At 72.3% G+C, this 20,510-nt stretch carries 17 protein-coding genes; 12 read left to right on the forward strand and 5 right to left on the reverse strand.

Annotation, left to right across the window (positions count from 1 at the left end):
* Positions 1–1,193: aspartate--tRNA ligase (aspS, locus tag Q4C85_RS10840; RefSeq protein ID WP_303142014.1), on the forward strand; the 1,193-nt coding region annotated here is incomplete at its 5' end.
* 19 nt (positions 1,194–1,212) lie between these two features.
* Here the strand turns inward: aspS and Q4C85_RS10845 are convergent.
* The 3 genes from Q4C85_RS10845 to Q4C85_RS10855 form a co-directional block, all read right to left on the reverse strand.
* Positions 1,213–1,755, reverse strand: a complete 543-nt coding sequence (locus tag Q4C85_RS10845) for a septum formation family protein (RefSeq protein WP_303142015.1) — start codon at positions 1,753–1,755, stop codon at positions 1,213–1,215.
* Complete coding sequence (locus Q4C85_RS10850; protein ID WP_303142017.1) at positions 1,752–2,009, reverse strand: hypothetical protein; 258 nt, start codon at positions 2,007–2,009, stop codon at positions 1,752–1,754. Before Q4C85_RS10850 ends, Q4C85_RS10845 begins: the two co-directional genes overlap by 4 nt.
* A gap of 128 nt (positions 2,010–2,137) precedes the next feature.
* The gene (locus Q4C85_RS10855) at positions 2,138–2,461 is read right to left on the reverse strand and encodes a hypothetical protein (RefSeq protein ID WP_303142019.1); all 324 of its coding nucleotides are present in this window, start codon (positions 2,459–2,461) and stop codon (positions 2,138–2,140) included.
* A 361-nt stretch (positions 2,462–2,822) separates the two neighbouring features.
* Between Q4C85_RS10855 and Q4C85_RS10860 the strand changes: the two genes are divergently transcribed.
* Positions 2,823–3,440, forward strand: a complete 618-nt coding sequence (locus tag Q4C85_RS10860) for an L-threonylcarbamoyladenylate synthase (protein WP_303142043.1) — start codon at positions 2,823–2,825, stop codon at positions 3,438–3,440.
* Positions 3,441–3,544: 104 nt separating this feature from the next.
* On the opposite strand, the gene Q4C85_RS10865 is transcribed toward Q4C85_RS10860, so the two are convergent.
* Positions 3,545–5,830 (reverse strand): MMPL family transporter, encoded by a 2,286-nt coding sequence (locus tag Q4C85_RS10865; protein WP_303142021.1) that lies wholly within the window; start codon positions 5,828–5,830, stop codon positions 3,545–3,547.
* Positions 5,831–5,942: 112 nt separating this feature from the next.
* Here Q4C85_RS10865 and Q4C85_RS10870 point away from each other — a divergent pair, with 112 nt between their 5' ends.
* The 10 genes from Q4C85_RS10870 to Q4C85_RS10915 all read left to right on the forward strand — a co-directional run bounded on the left by Q4C85_RS10870 (position 5,943) and on the right by Q4C85_RS10915 (position 18,189).
* Positions 5,943–7,319, forward strand: coding sequence for a replication-associated recombination protein A (locus Q4C85_RS10870; RefSeq protein WP_303142022.1), 1,377 nt, complete (start codon positions 5,943–5,945; stop codon positions 7,317–7,319).
* Positions 7,320–7,322: 3 nt separating this feature from the next.
* Positions 7,323–8,177 (forward strand): sulfite exporter TauE/SafE family protein, encoded by an 855-nt coding sequence (locus tag Q4C85_RS10875; protein ID WP_303142024.1) that lies wholly within the window; start codon positions 7,323–7,325, stop codon positions 8,175–8,177.
* Between the two features lie 207 nt (positions 8,178–8,384).
* On the forward strand, positions 8,385–9,008 hold the full coding sequence (gene rpsD, locus Q4C85_RS10880) for a 30S ribosomal protein S4 (protein WP_303142026.1): 624 nt from the start codon (positions 8,385–8,387) through the stop codon (positions 9,006–9,008).
* A gap of 161 nt (positions 9,009–9,169) precedes the next feature.
* Positions 9,170–11,881 carry an alanine--tRNA ligase gene (gene alaS, locus Q4C85_RS10885; protein WP_303142028.1) on the forward strand — a complete coding sequence of 904 codons (2,712 nt, stop codon included), beginning with the start codon at positions 9,170–9,172 and terminating at the stop codon, positions 11,879–11,881.
* A 7-nt stretch (positions 11,882–11,888) separates the two neighbouring features.
* Entirely contained in the window at positions 11,889–12,365 is a 477-nt protein-coding gene (ruvX, locus tag Q4C85_RS10890) for a Holliday junction resolvase RuvX (RefSeq protein ID WP_303142029.1), read from the forward strand.
* The gene (mltG, locus tag Q4C85_RS10895; RefSeq protein ID WP_303142031.1) at positions 12,362–13,585 is read left to right on the forward strand and encodes an endolytic transglycosylase MltG; all 1,224 of its coding nucleotides are present in this window, start codon (positions 12,362–12,364) and stop codon (positions 13,583–13,585) included. Before ruvX ends, mltG begins: the two co-directional genes overlap by 4 nt.
* A gap of 3 nt (positions 13,586–13,588) precedes the next feature.
* Positions 13,589–14,539: a shikimate dehydrogenase gene (locus Q4C85_RS10900; RefSeq protein WP_303142033.1), complete on the forward strand. Its 951-nt coding sequence runs from the start codon at positions 13,589–13,591 to the stop codon at positions 14,537–14,539.
* 42 nt (positions 14,540–14,581) lie between these two features.
* Positions 14,582–15,802, forward strand: coding sequence for a chorismate synthase (aroC, locus tag Q4C85_RS10905; protein WP_303142034.1), 1,221 nt, complete (start codon positions 14,582–14,584; stop codon positions 15,800–15,802).
* Positions 15,803–15,847: 45 nt separating this feature from the next.
* Positions 15,848–17,665, forward strand: coding sequence for a 3-dehydroquinate synthase (aroB, locus tag Q4C85_RS10910; RefSeq protein ID WP_303142036.1), 1,818 nt, complete (start codon positions 15,848–15,850; stop codon positions 17,663–17,665).
* Complete coding sequence (locus tag Q4C85_RS10915; RefSeq protein WP_303142038.1) at positions 17,662–18,189, forward strand: shikimate kinase; 528 nt, start codon at positions 17,662–17,664, stop codon at positions 18,187–18,189. The genes aroB and Q4C85_RS10915 overlap by 4 nt, the downstream gene beginning before the upstream one ends.
* 183 nt (positions 18,190–18,372) lie before the next feature.
* Here Q4C85_RS10915 and Q4C85_RS10920 read toward each other — a convergent pair whose 3' ends face one another.
* A complete protein-coding gene (locus Q4C85_RS10920) occupies positions 18,373–20,199 on the reverse strand; it encodes an alkaline phosphatase (RefSeq protein WP_303142041.1) in 1,827 nt (608 codons plus the stop codon).
* Between the last annotated feature and the right edge of the window lie 311 nt (positions 20,200–20,510).

Genomic DNA, 20,510 nt, shown 5'->3' on the forward strand with positions numbered 1-20,510 from the left:
AGCTGTTCAAGCAGCTGCTCATGGTGGCGGGCATGGAGCGCTACTACCAGATCGCGCGCTGCTACCGCGACGAGGACTTCCGTGCCGACCGGCAGCCGGAGTTCACCCAGCTCGACATCGAGATGAGTTTTGTGACCCAGGAGGACGTCATCTCGGTCGCCGAGGACGTCCTGCGTGAGGTCTGGGCGCTCATCGGCCACGATCTCGACACCCCGATCCCGCACATGACCTACCACGACGCCATGGAGCGGTACGGCACTGACAAGCCCGACCTGCGTTTCGGGTGCGAGCTGGTCGACCTCACCGCCTACTTCGCGCACACCTCCTTCCGCGTCTTTCAGAACCCCTACGTTGGTGCGGTCGTCATGCCCGGCGGGGCCTCGCAGTCGCGTCGGACCTTCGACGCCTGGCAGGACTGGGCCAAGCAGAGGGGCGCGCGCGGCCTGGCCTATGTGACGGTGGCCGAGGACGGCGCGCTCGGGGGGCCGGTGGCCAAGAACATCTCCGAGGAGGAGCGCGCGGGCCTGGCCCGTGCTGTGGGAGCCGGGCCGGGCGACTGCATCTTCTTCGCCGCAGGACCGGCGGACGCCTCCCGAGCGTTGCTGGGAGCCGCCCGGCTGGAGATCGGCAGGCGGTGCGGCCTCATCGACGACGACGCCTGGTCCTTCGTGTGGGTGGTCGACGCCCCGCTGTTCAAGCCCTCCGCCGAGGCCAAGGCCGAGGGCGACGTCGCACTGGGCAAGTCCGCCTGGACGGCCGTCCACCACGCCTTCACCTCGCCCAAGCCCGAGTGCATGGAGACCTTCGACGCCGACCCGGGCGCCGCGCTGGCCTATGCCTACGACATCGTGTGCAACGGCAACGAGATCGGCGGCGGCTCCATCCGTATCCACCGCCGGGACGTTCAGGAGCGCGTCTTCGCCGTCATGGGCATCGACGAGGCCCAGGCACAGGAGAAGTTCGGCTTCCTGCTGGACGCCTTCCGGTTCGGGGCTCCGCCGCACGGCGGAATCGCCTTCGGCTGGGACCGGATCGTGGCCCTGCTGACCAGGTCCGAGTCCATCCGCGACGTCATCGCCTTCCCCAAGTCCGGCGGAGGCTTCGACCCGCTGACCCACGCACCCGCCCCGATCACTGCCGAGCAGCGCAAGGAGGCCGGCGTCGACGTCGTGGAGCAGGACGCACAGGACTGAGGCGTCGGCGCCTGCGGAGCTACAGCCGCCCGAGGACGCAGACGAAGCCGCGCTCGCCCGCGGCCCACTCCTCGTCATTGGGCCCAAGCGTGTTGATCGAGTAGCTGGTGGACAGGTCGAGTCCATAGAGCTCGGCGTAGGTGCTCGTGCACGTCGCATTGACCTGAGGGTCATCGGCCAGGGCCTCGGTGGGGCTGGAGGCTGTGCTGGCCGGGTCGAAGGTGCCGCCGGCGAAGACGATCCAGTCGGCCTGGGCGCAGTCGACCTCGCTGAGGCTCGTGCCGCCCAGGACCAAGGTCTCCCGGCGCAGGCAGGTCCCCGGAGGCCAGGGCATGTCATCGGAGTAGGGGATGCCCTGGGCGTCGACTTGTGCAGGAGTCGGCGTGGCCGACGGCGGGCGCGGGACGTCGCCGAGCCGGCTCAGTGCCGCAGCGAGCTCGCTGCCGTCACGGAAGCGCTGCGCGGGGTCGGGGTGCAGCGCACGGTTGAGAAGCGGGCGCAGCACCTGGGGAATACGCGGGTCCGAGGTGTCCATGGGCGCCGACAGGCCGGTGATGATCACCTGGAGGCTCCCTGCCCGGCCGTCGGGGGTGCGGCGCGGGCCGCGGCCATCTCTCGCATGAAGCGTCGCCGGTTGCGTTCGTCGTGCAGCGGCCTGGAGTCGATCTTGACGGCCACCGGACGCCCCAGTGAGATCTGCTCCCCGGCGTAGACCGTGGCGAGGCCTCCCCGACCGAGCGGTTCTCCCAGCCGTACACCGGGCACAGGCGGTGCGACGTCCGACCAGGTGTCGGGGCCGGGAAAGGGGCTGCTCATGATCGTGGTGGGCGCGCACCGGTGCAAACCTGTGCGGGGTCCCTGCCCGACGAGCCTCATCGGGCAGGGGCCCCGCAGCGGTCGGCGGTGAAGGCCGAGGAAGGTCGGGGGCCGGGCGACCCGATCTGTCAGGCGGCGTGGGTGCAGGTCGCGCAGCTGCAGTCCTGGCAGGTGCACGACGAGCAGGCGTCCGAGCAGTGCTCGCACGAGCAGGTGCTGTGGTTGCACGTCGGACACGAGCAGTCCGCGCACTGGCAGGTGGCGCAGGAGTCGGTGCAGTCGGGGCACACGCAGGTGTCGCACTCGTCGTAGTGGCCGTTGTCCTCGTGGTGGAGGTGGCCGTCGTGGAGGTAGTCGACGTGGTCGCCGTGGATGACGGCCTCGTGGCCACAGCCCGGTCCATGGGTGTGGTTGTGCGCTTCGGCGGGGCGGTGCTCGGTCGTGGCGGTCATGGTCACTCCTTCGTGGTGGCGCGGCACCAGTGGCCGCGTGGCGCGAATGGTTCGCTGTTGGTCCGGGCGCAGGCTCCACATGCGGACGACCTGGAATGATCGCAACGCACCGAAACCGGTTGCCGTCAATAAGAATGTACGCCCGTGCGGCCGCGACCACGAAACATGAAAATGCTCCTCATCTTCATTCTCTGACGGAACCGTGTTGCTAAACAGGAATGACGAATTTCATTCTCAGAACATGAGTGCGGGCGCTCCATCGGGCCATGAGGCGCTGGTGCGCCGACAGGACCCTGTGTACGGCTCGTCGGTCCTGGCCGCCGACCGGGCACGGATCGGCGCGACGGGGCACAATGGGGCCATGTCGCGCTACACCGAGCTCCACCCGGCCAACCCGCAGGCCCGCCTCGTCCGCCGCGTTGTCGACGTCCTCGAGGACGGGGGCCTCATCGCCTACCCCACCGACTCGGGCTACGCCCTGGCCTGCACGCCGGGGAACAAGGAGGGCATGGACCGGATCAGGACGATCCGCCAGCTCGATGACAAGCACAACTTCACCTTCGTGTGTGCCGACTTCGCCCAGGCCGGCCCGCTGGCGATCGTGGGCAACAACGCCTTCCGGCTCATCAAGCGCCTGACGCCGGGCCCGTGGACCTTCATCCTCAAGGGCACCAAGGAGGTGCCGCGGATGACGCTCAACCCCAAGAAGCACACCCTGGGCGTGCGCATCCCGGACCACGCGATCACCCAGGCCCTCGTCGCCGAGCTCGGCGGGCCGATCCTGTCCTCAACCCTCATCCGGCCGGGGGCCACCGAGCCGGAGTCCTCGGGATGGCAGATCGAGGACTCTCTGGGCCACCTCATCGACGTCGTCGTCGAGGGGCCCGTGACCTCCACCGAGCCGACGACCGTGCTCGACCTGACCGCCGACGTCCCCGAGATCCTGCGTCAAGGAGCGGGTCCGGCCGACCTGCTCTAGACCGGAGTGACCCGCCAACGACGACTGCGGGGTTCCGCGCGACCCGCCCGCATCGCGGCCATCTCATGGGCCGGCCCCGACAACGCCTCTGAGCGCGGGGGCCTTCAGCCCCGCAGGCCGTAGCCGCCGCGCCGTCCCGGCATCCATGGCGGGGACCACCAGGCCCAGCCCCCCAGCAGGGTGATCATGGCGGGGGTCAGAACCGTGCGCACGACAAGGGCGTCGATGAGGAGGATCGCGGCCAGGGCGAAGCCGAGCTCCTTGGTGCTCAGCAGGTCCCCGACGACGAAGGCGCCACAGGCGGCCGTCGTCACCAGGGCCGCCCCGATGACCGCCCGCCGCGAGCGCCTCAGCCCCGTGGCCAGGGCGGTGGCGTCGTCGAGCCCGGCGCCCCGCTGCTCGGCGACGCGCGCCAGGTGGACCGCCTCGACGTGCATGGTCAGCCCGTAGCCCACGGCGGCGGCCATGACGGCCACATAGGTCTCAACACCCCCCACCGGAGTGACGCCGAGCCGGTCGGCCAGGTGCCCCGCCTGGAAGACCCATGTCGTGGCACCCAGGCCCGCGGCCAGCGACATGCAGGAGGTGACCACCGCCTTGAAGGGCAGCAGGACTGAGCCCGTGGCGAGAAACAGGACGACGATGGTCATGACGAGGGTGACGGCCAGTGCCAAGGGCGCTGAGGCCGTGACCGCCGCCCTGAGGTCGACCTGGCCGGCAGCCTGCCCGGTCACCCACAGGTCGGCCGGCGCCGCCAGGGAGCGGATGTCCTTGACCGCGTCCTCGGCGGCGGGGGTCGTGCCGTTGCCGTCGAGGTCGAGGTAGACCACCGTGTAGTCGCCCGCCACCGAGGGCTGCGTGGCGCCGGTGACTCCCTCGACGCCGGCGACCTGGTGGGTGATGAAGGAGGCGACCCTGTCCCCGGTCGCCGAGATGATGAGCGTCGCATCGGGCTGGGCGGGGGAGGGGTAGTCCTCCTCGAGCACGCTGACATAGGTGCGCTGGTCCGAGCCCGGCGGCAGCTGGTCGGTGGTCGAGGACACGAGGTGGGCCTGGCGCACCGGGGAGGCCAGGGCCACGAGCACCGCCGCGCAGGCCACCAGCGCGACCCAGGGCATGCCCCTGACCTGGCCCAGGAGCACGGCGATGGCGCTCGAGCCGTTGCCGCGGCCGCCCGCGCCGGGCAGAACCCGCACCAGGCGCTGGAGGAGGGAGGGCTGTTCGAGGCGCCGCCCCAGGAGGACGAGCACGGCCGGCACGAGCGTGATGGCGGCGGCCACGCTCACCCCGGTCACGACGATGCCCCCCAGGCCCACTGCCCGCAGCACGTCGGAGTCGATCATCGCCACGCCCAGGAGCGGGGCGACCAGCAGCAGCCCGGAGACGACGACGGTCCTGCCGGCCGTGGTCAGTGTCTGCCTCATCGCGCGCGCCACGTGGACATCGCGCCTGCCGGTGCGCGCACGCCTGCGTCGGCCCGCGGCCTCGTCGTCCTCCTCCTGGCGGGGGTGAAGGAGCTGTTGGCGGTACCGGGTGGTCATGAGCAGGCCGTAGGCCGTCGAGGCGGCCATGGCGACCGCCACCAGCCCGGTGACCACCGGAGCCTGGACGGGCACGACCAGGGACAGTAGGAGGAGGGCTCCCAGACTCGTGGCTGCGGCCGTCAGGCAGGCCAGGGCGGGGGCCCCGGCGAGCAGCACACCGCCGAGCACGATGAGGAGGACGACCAGAACCGTCAGCACCGCCACGGCGCCGCCCGCGGCGAGGTCGGCCCGGGCCCGGTCCCCCAACGCGGCGTCTTCGATCGACTCGTCCGAGACGATGCCCTCGACCTCGGGCGACACCTCGACCAGCTCGGAGGGGACCCGGGCCAGGCGCTGCTCGACCTTGGTGACCGTCGCGTCGACCTCGGCGGCGTAGTCGAGGTCCTCGGCGTCGGCCACCTGCTCGCCGTTGGGGTCGACCGTGACGATGACGAGGAAGCTGTCCAGCTCGGCGGAGGCCATGGCCTGTGCCGCCGGCTCGGCGAGCATGCCGGGCACGACGAAGGGGTCCAGGACGTGCTGCTCACCCACGAGCTGGCGCAGGTCCGCGTGCGCGTCACTGAGCGCCGCGGCAACCTGCTCCTGGGTCCGGGTCGAGGAGATGTCGACGCCGGAGACCAGCAGGGTCACCGTCCGGGCGTCACCGGAGAGCGTGTCGAGCACGGCCTGCCCCTCGGCGCTCTGGGAGCCAGTGACCGTCGTCGTGTCCCCGCTGAGCGAGTCCAACAGGCCGGTGCGTCCCGAGCCCGTCAACGAGGCCGTCAGGAGCACGACAGACAGGACGGTCCACGTGCCGACGACGTACCACGCGTCCTTGATCACGCGACGAGAGAGCCAGGCGAGCATGGGGTCATTGTTCCATCGATCGCCGCCCGGTCAGCCCCGTGTCCCGCCTGCGCACGCCAGGCCGCCCGCGGACCGGCGCGTCGGGCCGCCGGAGGGCGGCTATGGTCGAGCCATGGACCTGTTCGACAGCGTGGGCACCGACGAGGTCGGACTGCCGGTGGACGAGGGCGCGCCCCTGGCCGTGCGCATGCGTCCGCGCTCGCTGGACGAGGTCGTCGGCCAGGGCCATCTTCTGGCGCCGGGCTCGCCTCTGCGCCGGCTGGTCGAGCCGCCCCAGGGGCGGCCCGGGGGTGCCGGAGTCTCCAGCGTCATCCTGTGGGGGCCTCCGGGCACCGGCAAGACGACCCTGGCCTATCTCGTGGCCCGTGGCAGCGGACGGCGCTTCGTCGAGCTGTCGGCGGTGACGGCGGGGGTCAAGGATGTGCGCGCCGTCGTCTCCGATGCCCGCAGACGACTGGGGGCCGGCGGCCAGGAGTCCGTCCTGTTCATCGACGAGGTCCACCGCTTCTCCCGCTCCCAGCAGGACGCGCTGCTGCCCAGCGTGGAGAACCGGTGGGTCACGCTGATTGCGGCCACCACCGAGAACCCCGCCTTCTCCGTGGTCTCACCCCTGCTGTCGCGCTCCCTCCTGCTGACCCTCAGGCCACTGGGCGCCGAGGACCTCCGGGAGCTGGTCGAGCGGGCGCTGAGCGACCAGCGGGGCCTGGGCGGGCAGGTCGGCATTGAGGAGGAGGCCTGCGAGCAGGTGGTGCGCATGGCGGGATCCGACGCCCGCAAGTCCCTGACCGTCCTCGAGGCGGCCGCGGGCGCCGTCCTGTCGTCCTGCGCCTCCCCCGGCTCCGAGGGGTCGGAGCCCATGATCCGCCTGGCCGACGTCGAGCGCGCGGCCGACGTGGCGGCCGTGCGCTACGACCGCGCCGGGGACCAGCACTATGACGTCATCAGCGCCTTCATCAAGTCGATGCGCGGATCGGATCCCGATGCCACGCTCCACTACCTCGCGCGGATGATCACCGCCGGGGAGGACCCCCGGTACATCGCGCGGCGCATCACCATCCACGCGGCCGAGGACGTCGGTCTGGCCGACCCCTCCGTCCTGCAGACCGCGGTCGCCGCCCAGCAGGCGGTGGCGCTCATCGGGATGCCCGAGGCCCAGCTCGTCCTGGCGCAGGCGGCCCTGGCAGTGGCCACCGCCCCGAAGTCCAACGCCGTGACACGGGGGATCGACGAGGCGATGGCCGACGTGCGCGCGGGCAAGGCGGGCCAGGTCCCGGCCCACCTGCGCGACGCCCACTACCCCGGGGCGCAGGGCCTGGGCCACGGCCAGGACTACCTCTACCCCCACGACTTCGCCCACGGCGTCGTCGCCCAGCGCTACCTTCCCGAGGGCCTGGAGGACGCCGAGTACTACCGGCCCACCGCCCACGGCTTCGAGGGCCGGCTCGCCCAGCGCCTCGACAAGGTCCGTCACATCGTCAGGGGGGACTGACAGATGCCACCCACCGCGGCGGGTCCTCCCTCCGGCTCCGAGCCCCGGTCCTCCCGCCCTGAGTCCACCGGCTGGACGGTCGGCCTGACGACGCGCATCGTGGTGGTCGGACTGGGCGCGGGGCTGCTGGCCGGACTGCTCGGTGTGGGCGGGGGAACGGTGCTGGTCCCCGCGCTGGTCGCCCTGGCCGGGATGGACCAGCGCCGCGCCGCGGCGACCTCCTTGGTGGCCATCGTGCCGACTGCGGCGGTGGGCGCCGTCGCCTACGGCGCCCAGGGGCAGGTCTCCGTCCCGGCGGCACTCCTCCTGGCCGTCGGCTCCCTGACGGGCGTCAGGCTGGGGGTCGCCCTCCTCCACCGCCTGCCGGCCGCCATGCTGCCGTGGCTCTTCAGCGGCTTCGTCGTCCTCGTGGTCGTCTCCCAGCAGCTGGTGGTCCCGGTGCGCGAGGCCCAGCTGGCCCTGGACGTGCCCCGCGGGATCGTGCTGGTCGGCATCGGCCTGGTCGCCGGCGCCATGGCCGGTCTGGTCGGGGTCGGCGGAGGGGTGGTGGTGGTGCCGGGCCTCGAGGTCGTCCTGGGCCTGGGAGACCTGCTGGCTCGGGGAACCTCGCTGCTGGTCATCGTCCCGACCGCCGTGTGGGGGACGGTCGGGAACCTCGCGCGTGGCAGCGCCGACCTGCGCACGGGGGTGGTGGTGGGTCTGGCAGCGGCGGCCGCCTCCCCGGTCGGCGCCCTGCTCGCCGAGCGGCTGAGCCCGCGGGCCGGCAGCGCGGTCTTCGGCTGCTTCCTCGTGGTGGTGCTCATCCACCAGCTGTGGCGGGCGCGGCACCAGAGCCGGAACCCGGCCCGATCCTCGTGAGGATCGGCTCACACCGCCATCGGCGGGCGTGCGCCGCCCGGGGCGGGCGCGCTAATGTGTCTAAGCTGCCGACCCGGGTCCGCTGTCGCACAGAGGACCCGTCACGGCACTCCTGGGGTCCTGGCCCACCACGAGGCTGACCCCGCGCGGCGTGCACCCGCCCGCCGCGTGCGAGAACAGATCCGACAGGAAAGACAGGCAACAGCCATGAGCTCCTCCCGCTCCCGCCGCCAGGTGCGCCTCTCGCGCGCCCTGGGCATCCCGCTGACCCCCAAGGCCGTGCGCTACTTCGAGAAGCGCCCCTACGGCCCCGGTGAGCACGGCCGCGCCCGCCGCCGCGCCGAGTCCGACTACGCCGTGCGTCTCAAGGAGAAGCAGCGCCTGCGCGCCCAGTACGGCATCCGTGAGGCCCAGCTCCAGCGGGTCTTCGAGGAGGCCCGCCGTGAGAAGGGCCTGACCGGTGAGTCCCTTGTCGAGCTGCTCGAGATGCGCCTGGACGCGCTCGTCCTGCGCTCGGGCTTCGCCCGGACCATCGCCCAGGCGCGTCAGGACGTCGTCCACCGCCACATCATGGTCGACGGCAAGGTCGTGGACCGCCCCTCCTTCCGCGTCAAGCCGGGCCAGACCATTCAGGTCCGCCCGCGCTCGCAGGTCATGGTCCCCTTCCAGATCGCAGCCGCCGGCACGCACCGCGACGTCCTGCCCCCCGTGCCGGACTACCTCAGGGTCGAGCTCGAGAAGCTGTCGGCCACGCTGGTCCGCCGTCCCAAGCGCGACGAGGTGCCGGTGACCTGTGACGTCCAGATGGTCGTCGAGTACTACTCCCGCTGAGTCCCACGGCTCAGCCGACTGGGACGCCCCGCACCGCATCGTCCGGTCCGGGGCGTCCCCGTTATGACGGGGCGGCTGCGCCCCGCCCAGCCACTGACCGCCCGGCTCCGCCCCGGTTCCCCGGCGAGGCCGACCACCACACGAACAGGACGGGCACCACCATGCGCACCTCCGAGATCCGCACCCGCTGGCTGGACTACTTCGCCGCCAACGGCCACGAGATCCGCCCCTCGGTCTCCCTGGTCTCCCCGGAGCCCTCGATCCTGTTCACCGTGGCGGGCATGGTCCCCTTCATCCCCTACATCCTGGGCACCGAGCCGGCTCCGTGGCCGCGGGCGGCCTCGGTGCAGAAGTGCATCCGCACCAACGACATCGACAATGTCGGCAAGACCACGCGGCACGGCACCTTCTTCCAAATGAACGGCAACTTCTCCTTCGGCGACTACTTCAAGGAGGGTGCCATCAGCTACGCCTGGGAGCTGCTGACCTCCTCGACGCCCGAGGGCGGCTACGGGCTGGACGGTGACCGGCTGTGGATGACGATCTGGGAGGAGGACCGGGTCTCCTGGGACTACCTCACCCGTGAGATCGGGGTTCCGTCCGAGCACGTCCAGGCCCTGCCCTTCAAGGACATCTCCTGGTCGACCGGCCAGCCCGGCCCGGCCGGCTCCTGCTGTGAGATCCACTATGACCGGGGGCCCGCCTACGGGCCCGACGGCGGTCCTCTCGTCGACCTCCAGGGGGACCGGTTCCTCGAGATCTGGAACCTCGTCTTCGACGAGTTCCTGCGTGGCGAGGGCGAGGGCCACGACTTCGAGCTCGTGGGCAAGCTCGACAAGACGGCCATCGACACCGGAGCCGGACTGGAGCGGCTGGCCTTTCTCATGCAGGACAAGCCCAACATGTACGAAATCGATGAGGTCTTCCCCGTCATTGCGGCTGCGCAGTCGATGAGCGGGCGGACCTACGGCGCCGGGGCGGCCGGACCCGAGGCCGGGGACGCCTACCTCGATGACGTGCGCATGCGCGTCGTGGCCGACCACGTGCGCAGCGCCCTCATGCTCATCGGCGACGGGGTGCGCCCCGGAAACGACGGGCGCGGCTACGTCCTGCGCCGCCTCATCCGCCGCGCCGTGCGCTCGATGCGCCTGCTGGGGGTCCGCGAGGCGGCCCTGCCGGTGCTGCTCACCGCCTCCAAGGACGCCATGAAGGCCTCCTACCCCGAGCTCGAGGCGGCCTGGCCCACGATCTCCGAGGTCGCCTACGCCGAGGAGGAGGCCTTCCGCCGCACCCTCGAGGCGGGGACCACCATCCTGGACACTGCGGTCGCCGACGCCCGGTCGGCCGCCGGCGTCACCGGCCGCGCTGTCGTGCCGGGAGACCGTGCCTTCGCCCTGCACGACACCTACGGTTTCCCCATCGACCTGACCCTCGAGATGGCGGCCGAGCAGGGGGTGTCGGTCGACGAGGAGGGCTTCCGCTCGCTCATGGAGGCCCAGAAGGAGCGGGCCCGCGCCGATGCCCGCGCCAAGAAGGCGGGACACACTGATGTGCGCGTCTTCCAGGACGTCGAGAAGGCCATGGGCGGCGGCTCGCAGTTCCTGGGGTACACCGAGTCGGCCTGTGAGGCGGTGGTCACCGGGCTGCTCGTCGACGGCGTCCCGCAGGCGGTGGCGACCGCCCCCGCCGAGGTCGAGATCGTCCTGGACCGCACGCCCTTCTACGCCGAGATGGGTGGACAGCTGGCCGACCACGGCACGATCCGCCTGGCCGAAGGGGGCGTCATCGAGGTCCACGACGTCCAGGCGCCCATCAAGGGGCTCTTCGTCCACCGCGGCACCCTGGCCGAGGGAGGCGTCGCGGTGGGGGAGCGCGCCTACGCCGAGATCGACGTCGTGCGCCGCCTGGCCATCGCCCGGGCCCACACCTCCACCCACATGGTCTACGCGGGCCTGCGACGCGTCGTCGCTCCCGACTCCGCCCAGGCCGGCTCCGAGAACGCCCCGGCGCGCCTGCGCTTCGACTTCACCCACAACGCCGCCCTGACCGGCACGCAGATGGAGGACATCGAGGAGCTCGTCAACGACGCCCTCGCCCAGGACCTGACGGTGACCACCGAGATCATGCCCCTGGAGGAGGCGCGCGCCTCGGGAGCCATCGCCCTGTTCGGGGAGAAGTACGGCGAGCAGGTGCGCGTGGTCACCATCGGCGAGGACTTCGACCGCGAGCTGTGCGGCGGCACCCACGTGCCCTCCACCGGACACATCGGACGCGTCGCCCTGCTGTCCGAGGGCTCCATCGGCTCGGGCGTGCGCCGCATCGACGCCCTCGTGGCCGACCGCGCCTACACCTTCCAGCGCAAGGAGCACGCCCTGGTCTCCCAGCTCTCGACGATGCTCGGAGGACGCGCCGAGGAGCTGCCCGGACGCGTCGAGTCGCTCATGGCGCGCCTCAAGGAGGCCGAGAAGAGGCTCGCCGCCGCCGAGCAGGCGGCGCTCGTGTCGCGAGCAGCCGAGGTCGCCCAGTCCGCCACGCGGATCAACGGCTTCCTACTGGCCAGTGCCGACCTCGGCGAGGTCGGCTCGGCTGACGCGCTGCGCTCGGTCGCCCTCGACGTGCGCACCCGTCTGGGCCAGGCCGAGCCCGTGGTCGTGGCCGTGGCCGGCGTGGCCAACGCACGCCCCTTCGTCGTCGTGGCCACCAATGCCGGCGCCCGGGAAGCCGGTGCCCGGGCGGGAGCCCTCGTGCGCGCCGCGGCCAGTGCCCTGGGCGGCGGGGGAGGGGGCAAGGACGACCTCGCCCAGGGCGGAGGCCAGGACCCCGCAGCCGTCGGCCAGGCCCTGGCCGCGGTCGCGCGCGGGCTCGGCTCCTGAGCCGGCCATGCGACCGGGAGTGCGGCTGGCCTTCGACGTGGGCAAGGCACGCGTCGGTGTCGCCAGGTGCGATGCCGAGGCGATTCTCGCCGTGCCACTGGTGACGCTGCATCGTGATCGTTACGGTGCCGACCTCGACGAGGCGGCCGACCTCGTCGCGGACTACGATGCCATCGAGGTGGTCGTGGGCCTGCCCAGGCACATGAGCGGCGGCTCGTCGTCCTCGACGCGTGACGCCCGGGACTGGGCGCGCCGGCTGGCCGGCATCGTCGCACCGGTGCCGGTTCGCCTAGTCGACGAGAGGCTCACCACGGTCACCGCCCGCAGGGAGTTGTACGAGGCGGGAGTCCCCTCGACCGGCTTCCGGCGGGTGGTGGACCAGGCCGCCGCTGTTGTCATACTGGAGCAGGCCCTCGAGGCGGAGCGCTCCAGCCACGTCCCCGCGGGCGAGCCCGTGCCACCGACCCAGGGAGGCAGACAGTGAGCCAGGACGACTTCTTCGTCGCGATCGGCGTGGACCGGCCCTCGGAGGAAGGTTCGGCCGATGGCGGGCGCACCCCGCGCCGTCGCCGCTTCGGCGACGAGCGCGCCCGCAAGCGGCGCAGGCGTCGCCGGCGCCGGGTGACGACCCTCGTGCTCATCATCGCCCTGGCCATCGTCGGCGTGGTCGGGTACAAGGCCCTCGATGTCGTGCGAAGCACCCAGGGCGACCAGACCCAGCTCTCCGACTACTCCGGCGCAGGCCAGGGCGAGGTCGTCGTCACGATCCCCGAGGGCGCCACGGGCCAGGACATCGCCCAGATCCTCGTCGACGCGGGGGTTGTGGCCACCAAACGCGCCTTCACCGACGCCTACTCGGCCAACGCCAACGCCGCCAACATCCAGTCCGGGACCTACACGTTGCGGCTGAGGATGTCCGGGGCCAACGCCGTGGCCATGCTCCTGGACCCCGCCTCCAAGGACGACCACACCCTGACCGTGCCGGAGGGAGCCACCAAGACCCAGGTCAAGGAGCACCTCATGGACGTGGGCGGGTACACCGACGCCGAGGTCGAGGCCGCCTTCGCCGACACCGCGGCCATCGGGTTGCCCGAGGTCGCCGGGGGCGACGTCGAGGGATGGCTGGCGCCCTCGACCTACGACATCGCCGAGGACGCCTCGGCCACCGACGTCGTGGCCTCGATGGTGCGCACCACCATCTCCCGCCTCGAGGCGGCCGGTGTCGCCGAGGCCGACTACCAGGCGGTCCTGACCAAGGCCTCCATTGTCGAGCGGGAGGTCTCCAAGCCCGAGTACTACGGCAAGGTCGCCCGGGTCATCGACAACCGCCTGGCGGACACCGACGGCGAGACCAAGGGTCTGCTCCAGATGGACTCCACCGTCCTGTACGGCCTGGGCCGCGTCGGCGGCATCCCCACCTCCGAGGAGATTGCCGACACCTCCAACCCCTACAACACCTACGCCCATGCCGGGCTGCCCCCCACACCGATCGGCAGCCCGGGCGAGGAGGCGATCCGCGCGGTTCAGAGCCCGACCGAGGGCGACTGGCTCTACTTCGTCACCGTCGACCTGGAGACCGGCGAGACGCTCTTCTCGGCCACCCACGCCGAGCAGCAGGAGAACACCAAGCGCCTGACCGAGTACTGCACGCGCAACCCCGATGTCTGCGGGACCGCCTCGGCCACGCCCACCGACGGGGGCTGAGCCGTGCCCGACTCCGCCCACCGGAGCACGGCCGGACGCGCCGCCGTCATCGGACAACCGGTCTCCCACTCCCTGTCCCCGGTGCTGCACCGGGCCGCATACGCCGACCTGGGGCTGGACGACTGGCTCTACAGGAGCATCGAGGTCACCGCCGAGGACCTGCCGGCCCTGCTCGAGCGGGTCGCCGCCGTCCCCGATCCCGGCGCCCCCGCCTGGGCCGGGCTGAGCGTGACGATGCCCCACAAGCAGGACCTCGTCGAGATGCTCGACATCGTCGACCCCCTGGCGCAGGTCGTCGGCGCCGTCAACACGGTGGTCGTCCAGCGCCCCGGCCGCGACCGGGGCCTGCTCGTGGGCTTCAACACCGATGTGGCCGGGATCGTCGCGGCGCTGGCTGAGGTCAGGCGGTGCAACGGGCACACCTCGCCACAACCGGTCGGCGAGGCCGTCGTCCTGGGCGCGGGTGCGACCGCCTGCTCGGCCCTGGCGGCCCTGGCCCAGCTCGGTGCGAGCAGGATCATCGTGGTCGCCCGCAACCACGCCGGTCCCCGACGGGCGCTGGCGGCCGCCCACCGCATGGGTCTGGAGGTCAGCCCCATGAGCTGGCGCCCGGGGGACCCGGACTCCGACTCCCGGGTCGCCACCGAGATGGCCCGTGCCGAGATCGTCGTGTCCACCCTTCCCGCCGGAGGCGCCGACCACCTGGCCGCACCCCTGGGCGCCGCACTGGCCGACCGGGGCCCAGTGACTCCGGGGGCGGCCATGCTCGACGTCGTCTACGCCCCGTGGCCCACACCGCTGGCCGAGGCCTGGCAGCGCGGTGGCGCGGCCGTGGCGCCCGGCTGGCTCATGCTCCTGCACCAGGCCACCCCCCAGGTCCGGCTCATGACCGGGCGCACACCCCGCCTGGCGCCGATGCGCACGGCCCTGCGCCGGGCGCTGGACGCGCGCTGAGCCGGTCCGCCAAGGGCGGCTCCATATGGGATGATCGGCGCCATGCTTCGATGGACGACAGCCGGCGAGTCTCACGGCAAGGCCCTCATCGCGGTGCTGGAGGGCGTGCCCGCCGGCCTCGAGGTGACCACCGGCATGATCCGCGCCGCCCTGGCACGCCGCCGCCTGGGTCACGGCCGCGGGGCGCGGCAGGCCTTCGAGCGCGACGAGCTCGAGGTGCTCGGCGGCCTGCGCCACGGGCGCACGATCGGCGGGCCCATCGCCCTGCAGATCGCCAACACCGAGTGGCCCAAGTGGTCCACGGTCATGAGCCCCGACCCGGTCGACCCCGCCGCCCTGCTCATCGACGCGGGCACCGGTGACGAGCGCGAGATCGCACGCAACCGCCCACTGACCCGCCCGCGCCCCGGCCACGCCGATCTGCCTGGGCTGCTCAAGTACGACCTCGACGATGCCCGGCCGGTGCTCGAGCGCGCCTCGGCGCGGGAGACGGCCGCCCGGGTCGCCCTGGGCGCCGTGGCCGCCGCCCTGCTCGACCAGCTCGGCGGCATCGGCCTGGTCAGCCACGTCGTCGCGCTGGGCGGGGTCGTCCTGCCCGAGGAGGTGCTGCGACCGGCCCCCGCCGACGAGGAGCGCCTGAGCGCCGATCCCGTGCGCTGCACCGACCCCGCGGTCAGCGCCCGGATGGTCGAGCGGATCAACGCGGCCAAGAAGGCCGGCGACACCCTGGGAGGGGTCGTCGAGGTCATCGCCACCGACGTGCCGATCGGCCTGGGATCCCATGTCAGCGCCGATCGGCGTCTCGACGCACGCCTGGCCGGCGCCCTCATGAGCATCCAGGCCGTCAAGGGCGTCGAGATCGGCGACGGCTTCGCCGAGGCCGGGCGCCCCGGCAGCGCCGCCCACGACGAGATCGTCTCGTTGAGCCAGGGCAGGGTGGAGCGCGCCACCAACCGCGCCGGAGGCATCGAGGGGGGCATCTCCAACGGCTCGCAGATCCGCGTGCGCGCGGCCTACAAGCCGATCTCCACCGTCCCGCGGGCCCTGCGCACTGTCGACCTGGCCACGGGTCAGGAGGCCACCGGCTTGCACCAGCGCTCCGACACCACCGCGGTCGTGCCCGGGGCGGTCATCGCCGAGGCGATGGTGGCCCTCGTCCTGGCCGACGCGCTGCTGGACAAGACCGGTGGCGACAGCCTCGAGGAGGCCCGGCGCAACCTCGAGGGCTACCTCGCCCGCATCTCGGACCGCACCCGGTGGTGACTCCAGCGTCGGAGCCGCCCCACCAGCCGTGTTGAAGGAACCCCTATGAGCCACCGTCACACCCCTGCCGTCTCCCTCGACCCCGAGCGCCTGCCCCTTGTGCTCGTCGGCCTGCCCGGGGCGGGCAAGACCACGGTCGCCAGACTCCTGGCCACCGCCCTGGGCGTCGTCGTCACGGACACCGACGCCGAGATCCGCAGGCGCGCCCGCCTGACCATCCCGCAGATCTTCGACACCGAGGGGGAGACCGGCTTCCGTGCGCGGGAGACCCGGGCCCTGCGGGCCGTGCTCACCGGCGATGCCGCCGCCCAGGGCGTCGTCGCCCTGGGCGGTGGCGGCATCCTGCGCCCCGAGAACAGGGCCCTGCTGGCCGGCAGGACGGTCATCTACCTCGACGCCTCACCGGCCACGGCGGCCGGGCATGTCGGTGACGGCGCCGGTCGGCCCCTGGTCAGCGCCAGCTCGGACTCCGACTCCACCGAGGCCGCCCACGAGAAGCTCTTCGCCTCGGTCCTGGCCCGCATGGAGGTCCTCCACGCCGAGCGCGCCCCGCTGTATGCCGAGGTAGCCACGCACACGGTCCCCATCGACGGGCTCAGCCCCGAGCAGGTTGCCGCCCTCGTGCTCGTGTCCCTGGGCACCGGCCCCGGGCACACCGCCAAGGCGCTCGCGCAGGCCGCCGCGCAGCACGCCCCGGTGGCCCGTGTCCCCCAGGGTCCGGCCTTCGTCCCCGACACCGAGGGCGCCACGCGGGTGCACGTCTCCGGGGCGCAGGCCTACGACGTCGTCATCGGCCACGGCCTGGACGACGAGCTCGAACGCGCCGTGCGCTCGGCACCCGGGGCCGGTGCCGGGGGAGTGGCCGTCATCCACCCCCGGGCCCTGGGCCGGGCCGCTCAACGCTACGAGACGCGGCTGGCCGCCTCGGGCCTGCGCGTCACTCGCATCGAGGTCCCCGGCGGTGAGAGCGCCAAGCGCTCCAACGTCCTGGACTCGCTGTGGGAGTCCCTCGGCGACTTCCGGCTCGGCCGGGACGGCCTGCTCATCGCGGTCGGTGGCGGCGCCACCACCGACCTCGTCGGCTTCGCCGCCGCCACCTGGCTGCGCGGCGTGCCCGTGGTCCAGGTGCCCACCACCCTCCTGGCCATGGTCGACGCCGCCGTGGGCGGCAAGACGGGCATCGACACCGGTGCCGGCAAGAACCTCGTCGGCGCCTTCCACCCGCCGACCTCCGTCATCGCCGACCTCGACTCCCTGCACACCCTGCCGGTCGATGAGTTGCGCTCCGGGCTGGGGGAGGTCGTCAAGTGCGGGTTCATCGCCGATCCCGTCATCCTCGACCGGGTCCTGGCCGACCCCGCGGACTGCCTGCGCTGGGACTCCCCGGTCCTGGCCGAGCTCGTCGCCCGCTCGGCCAGGGTCAAGGCCGCGGTTGTCGGCGAGGACCTCACCGAGGCGGGCCTGCGCGAGGTGCTCAACTACGGCCACACCTACGCCCACGCCGTGGAGAAGGTGACCGCCTACGGCTGGCGCCACGGTGAGGCGGTGGCCGTGGGCTGCGTCTTCGCCGCTCATGTCTCCCACCGCATGGGCCGCCTCGATGCCGACACGGTCGCCTTGCACCGCCAGGCCCTCGAGGCGGTGGGACTGCCCACCTCCTTCCCCGAGGGAGCCGGACGGCTCGAGGAACTCACGCGCGCGATGCTCTCGGACAAGAAGGTGCGGGCCGGTGCGATCAGGATGGTCCTGCTGGACTCCCTGGCCCGGCCGGTGCGCGGTGTCGTCCCCGACGCAGCCGACCTGAGCGCGGCCCATGACGCGGTCACGGCCGGGGCCTCGGCGGACGCGGCTACCCGGCCATGACCCGGACCACAGGCGCCGGCGTCGTGCTCATCGGCCCTCCCGGAGCCGGGTGCACGAGCGTCGGTCGGGCGCTGGCCCGGCGGCGGGGGCTCGACTTCGCCGACCTTGCGCAGGACGTGGCCCAGGACCTGGGCACTACGCCCGAGCTGGCCCTTGTGTCGGTGCCTGAGGACGTCTACCGGGCACGTGAGGCGGTTAGGGCCGTCGAACTGCTCGGGCGCACCCGCGCCGAGGCCCTCGTCCTGGCCCTGGGCTCGGGCTGCCTGGGGGATCCCGGGGTGAGCCGGGCACTGGCCCGGCCCATCGGGGAGCCCGGACCCAGGGTCATCGCTCTGACGGCCTCACCGAGGACGCTGGCCTCCCGTACCGGCATGGATGCCCCCCGCTCGGTGGCCCTGGGCCCCGTGCACCACGCCTTCGTCGTCATGGCCCGGGAACGGGACCTTCTGTGCCGCCAGCTCGCCGATGTCGTCATCGACACGACCGGGGCGCAGGTCGCCGAGACGGTCGAGCGGATCGACTGAGGATCGGCTAGGGCTCGGGTGCGCTCGCACGCACCGGGGCCGATAGCCGGGCCTGGGCAGTGGTTCTCGGCTGCCTCGTGGTTGGGGCGGTCACGCTCGTGGCCCCACGCGATCGCCTGCGCAGGCGGTGACGCGGCCCGGGCTCAGGTGCCCGGGCCTCGTCACCGTCACCGCGCGGCGGCCTCAGTCGCCGACGGATCGGCGACCACGGCGCAGCAGGAGGGCCCCCACTGTCAGCGGGAGCGCCGACAGCACGAGGATCCCGAGCCCAAGGACACCCCCGGTGCGTGCCAGTGCCGGTCGCCGCCGGTCCGGGTCGGTGACCGCCGGGCTTGCCTGCACGGGACCCGGAGAGGTCGGGCTGCTCGTCTGCGCTGCCGTGCTGGGATCGGGGCTCGGCCCGGTGCTGGGCGGCGTCCCCTGCGTACCCGGGGCACCTGCCGAGGGCACGGGCGTGCCCGGGGCCTCGCTGGCGCCCTCGGAGGGCGTGGCCTCGGAGGTCGGTTCGGGCGTGAGCGTGCCGGAGTCGGCAATGCCCGCGCAGGGGTCGGTCAGGGCGCCGGTGTCCGGGGAGACCGCGTTGTCGGTCATCAGCTGCTGGATGATGGTGCCCATCTCCGTGTTGTCCAGGTAGGCGCCGCGTACCGAGTCCTGCTCGTCGGCGGCATCGAGGAACAGCTCGGAGCCATTGCCCCGCACGAAGAAGGGCACGAGGGCATTGGTGTGGTTCCCCGAGTGCCAGGTCACCTCGGGCACCCGGTCTGCCTGCCCGGCCATCGGCGTCCACTGCGGGTTGGCGCCGACTCCGGCGAGATAGCCGGTCTCGTGGTCGGCGGTGACGATGACGAGGGTCTCCTGCCACGACGATCTCGTCTCGACCCAGTCGACAACGGCCTGGACCGCGTTGTTGAAGTCCGTCTGCTCCTCGATGAGGTGATTGGTGAAGTTGGAGTGGCCCGCCCAGTCGACCGCGCCGCCCTCGACCATGAGGAACATCCCGTTGGAGTCCGTCGAGAGCCGGTTGAGCGCACCGCGGGTCATCGTCTCCAGCGTCGGGACGTCGTTGAGCGGCGTGACACCGATCTCGACGTCCGCCTCCGTGCCACCGGCGCGACGCTCCTGAAGCGTCTCGGCGACCTGGGCGATGCCGGCGATGGGGCGGGAGCCGATCGTGGCGCGGCACTGCTCCTGGGTGGCGGCGGATCCGGCATTGGCCAGCGCCTCGAACTGGGAGCGCTGCTCGATGAAGGACATGGGCGTCTTGCCTCCGATGAGCGAGGAGTAGTCGCCGGGGTCGATCCACGTGTAGTCGGCGGTGCGCTCGGTGTGGTCATCGGTGTACCTCGGATGGCCCGCGCCCATGAGGACATCGGCCCCGGAGTACAGCATCTCGGTAGCCAGCCCCTGGTAGTCGTTGCGGTCGGTGTTGTGGGCGATGAACGCAGCGGGCGTGGCGTGGTTGAAGGGAACCGAGGTGACCAGTCCCAGCTTGCGGCCCGAAGCCATCGCCACCTCGCCGGCGGTCGTCAGCCTCGTCGTGCCGTCGGAGGCGTAGCCCAGGATGCCGTTGGAGGTCTTCGCGCCCGTCGACATGGCCGTGCCCGCCGCCGCCGAGTCGGTCGGTTTGTGGGTCACCCAGTCGAATTCGCCCCAGGCGTTGGTGTCGCGATAGGTGTAGCCGGCGTCGATCGTCGTCTGGGAGTGGTGGGACATTGCCACCTGGCTCCAGTCGGGCTGCATGTAGTCCTCGACGCCGGTGGTGTTGTTCGGGTCCAGGGAGACAGTGCCGTCGGCCGAGGTGACCACCTGGTAGGCGCCGCGACCGGTGCGGTAGAAGTTGGTGGCGTCGAACTGGTTGAAGCCGGCGCCGTCGGAGATGAGGACGATGATGTTCCGCGGGCCGGGCAGGGGTGCGCCGGCGGCGGGAACGGTCGAGAGCGGGGAGAGGGTCAGAGCGGCGGCCGCGCAGACGGCGGCCAGGGCATAGTGGTGCGGGGAGCGTCGTGCCATGAGTGTGGGAACTCCTTGACGGGTGAGAAGAGCGCGGGAGATGCGCTCCCGTCCACCGTTGCCCACCGCGGTGATCGCTCCATGACGGGCGCGCGTACGACGCAGGGCCGTTGTCCGGCGGCTGCGCCAACCGCGGGTGAACCAACAGTGAACCTCCCGGCACCCTCCGCGACGCAGCGCCCGCCCCAGGACGGCCCTGCGCCCCGCCGTGTCATATGTCCCGATCTCGAGGTGCCATATGTCCCGATCTCGGGAAGGGGGGGGTGCCCCTATGTGGTGTGTCAAGCGGCTGTGGGTAGTTTCGTGGCTGG

Origin of the sequence: Actinomyces sp. (assembly GCF_030524025.1) — a bacterium.
GTDB lineage: Bacteria > Actinomycetota > Actinomycetes > Actinomycetales > Actinomycetaceae > Actinomyces.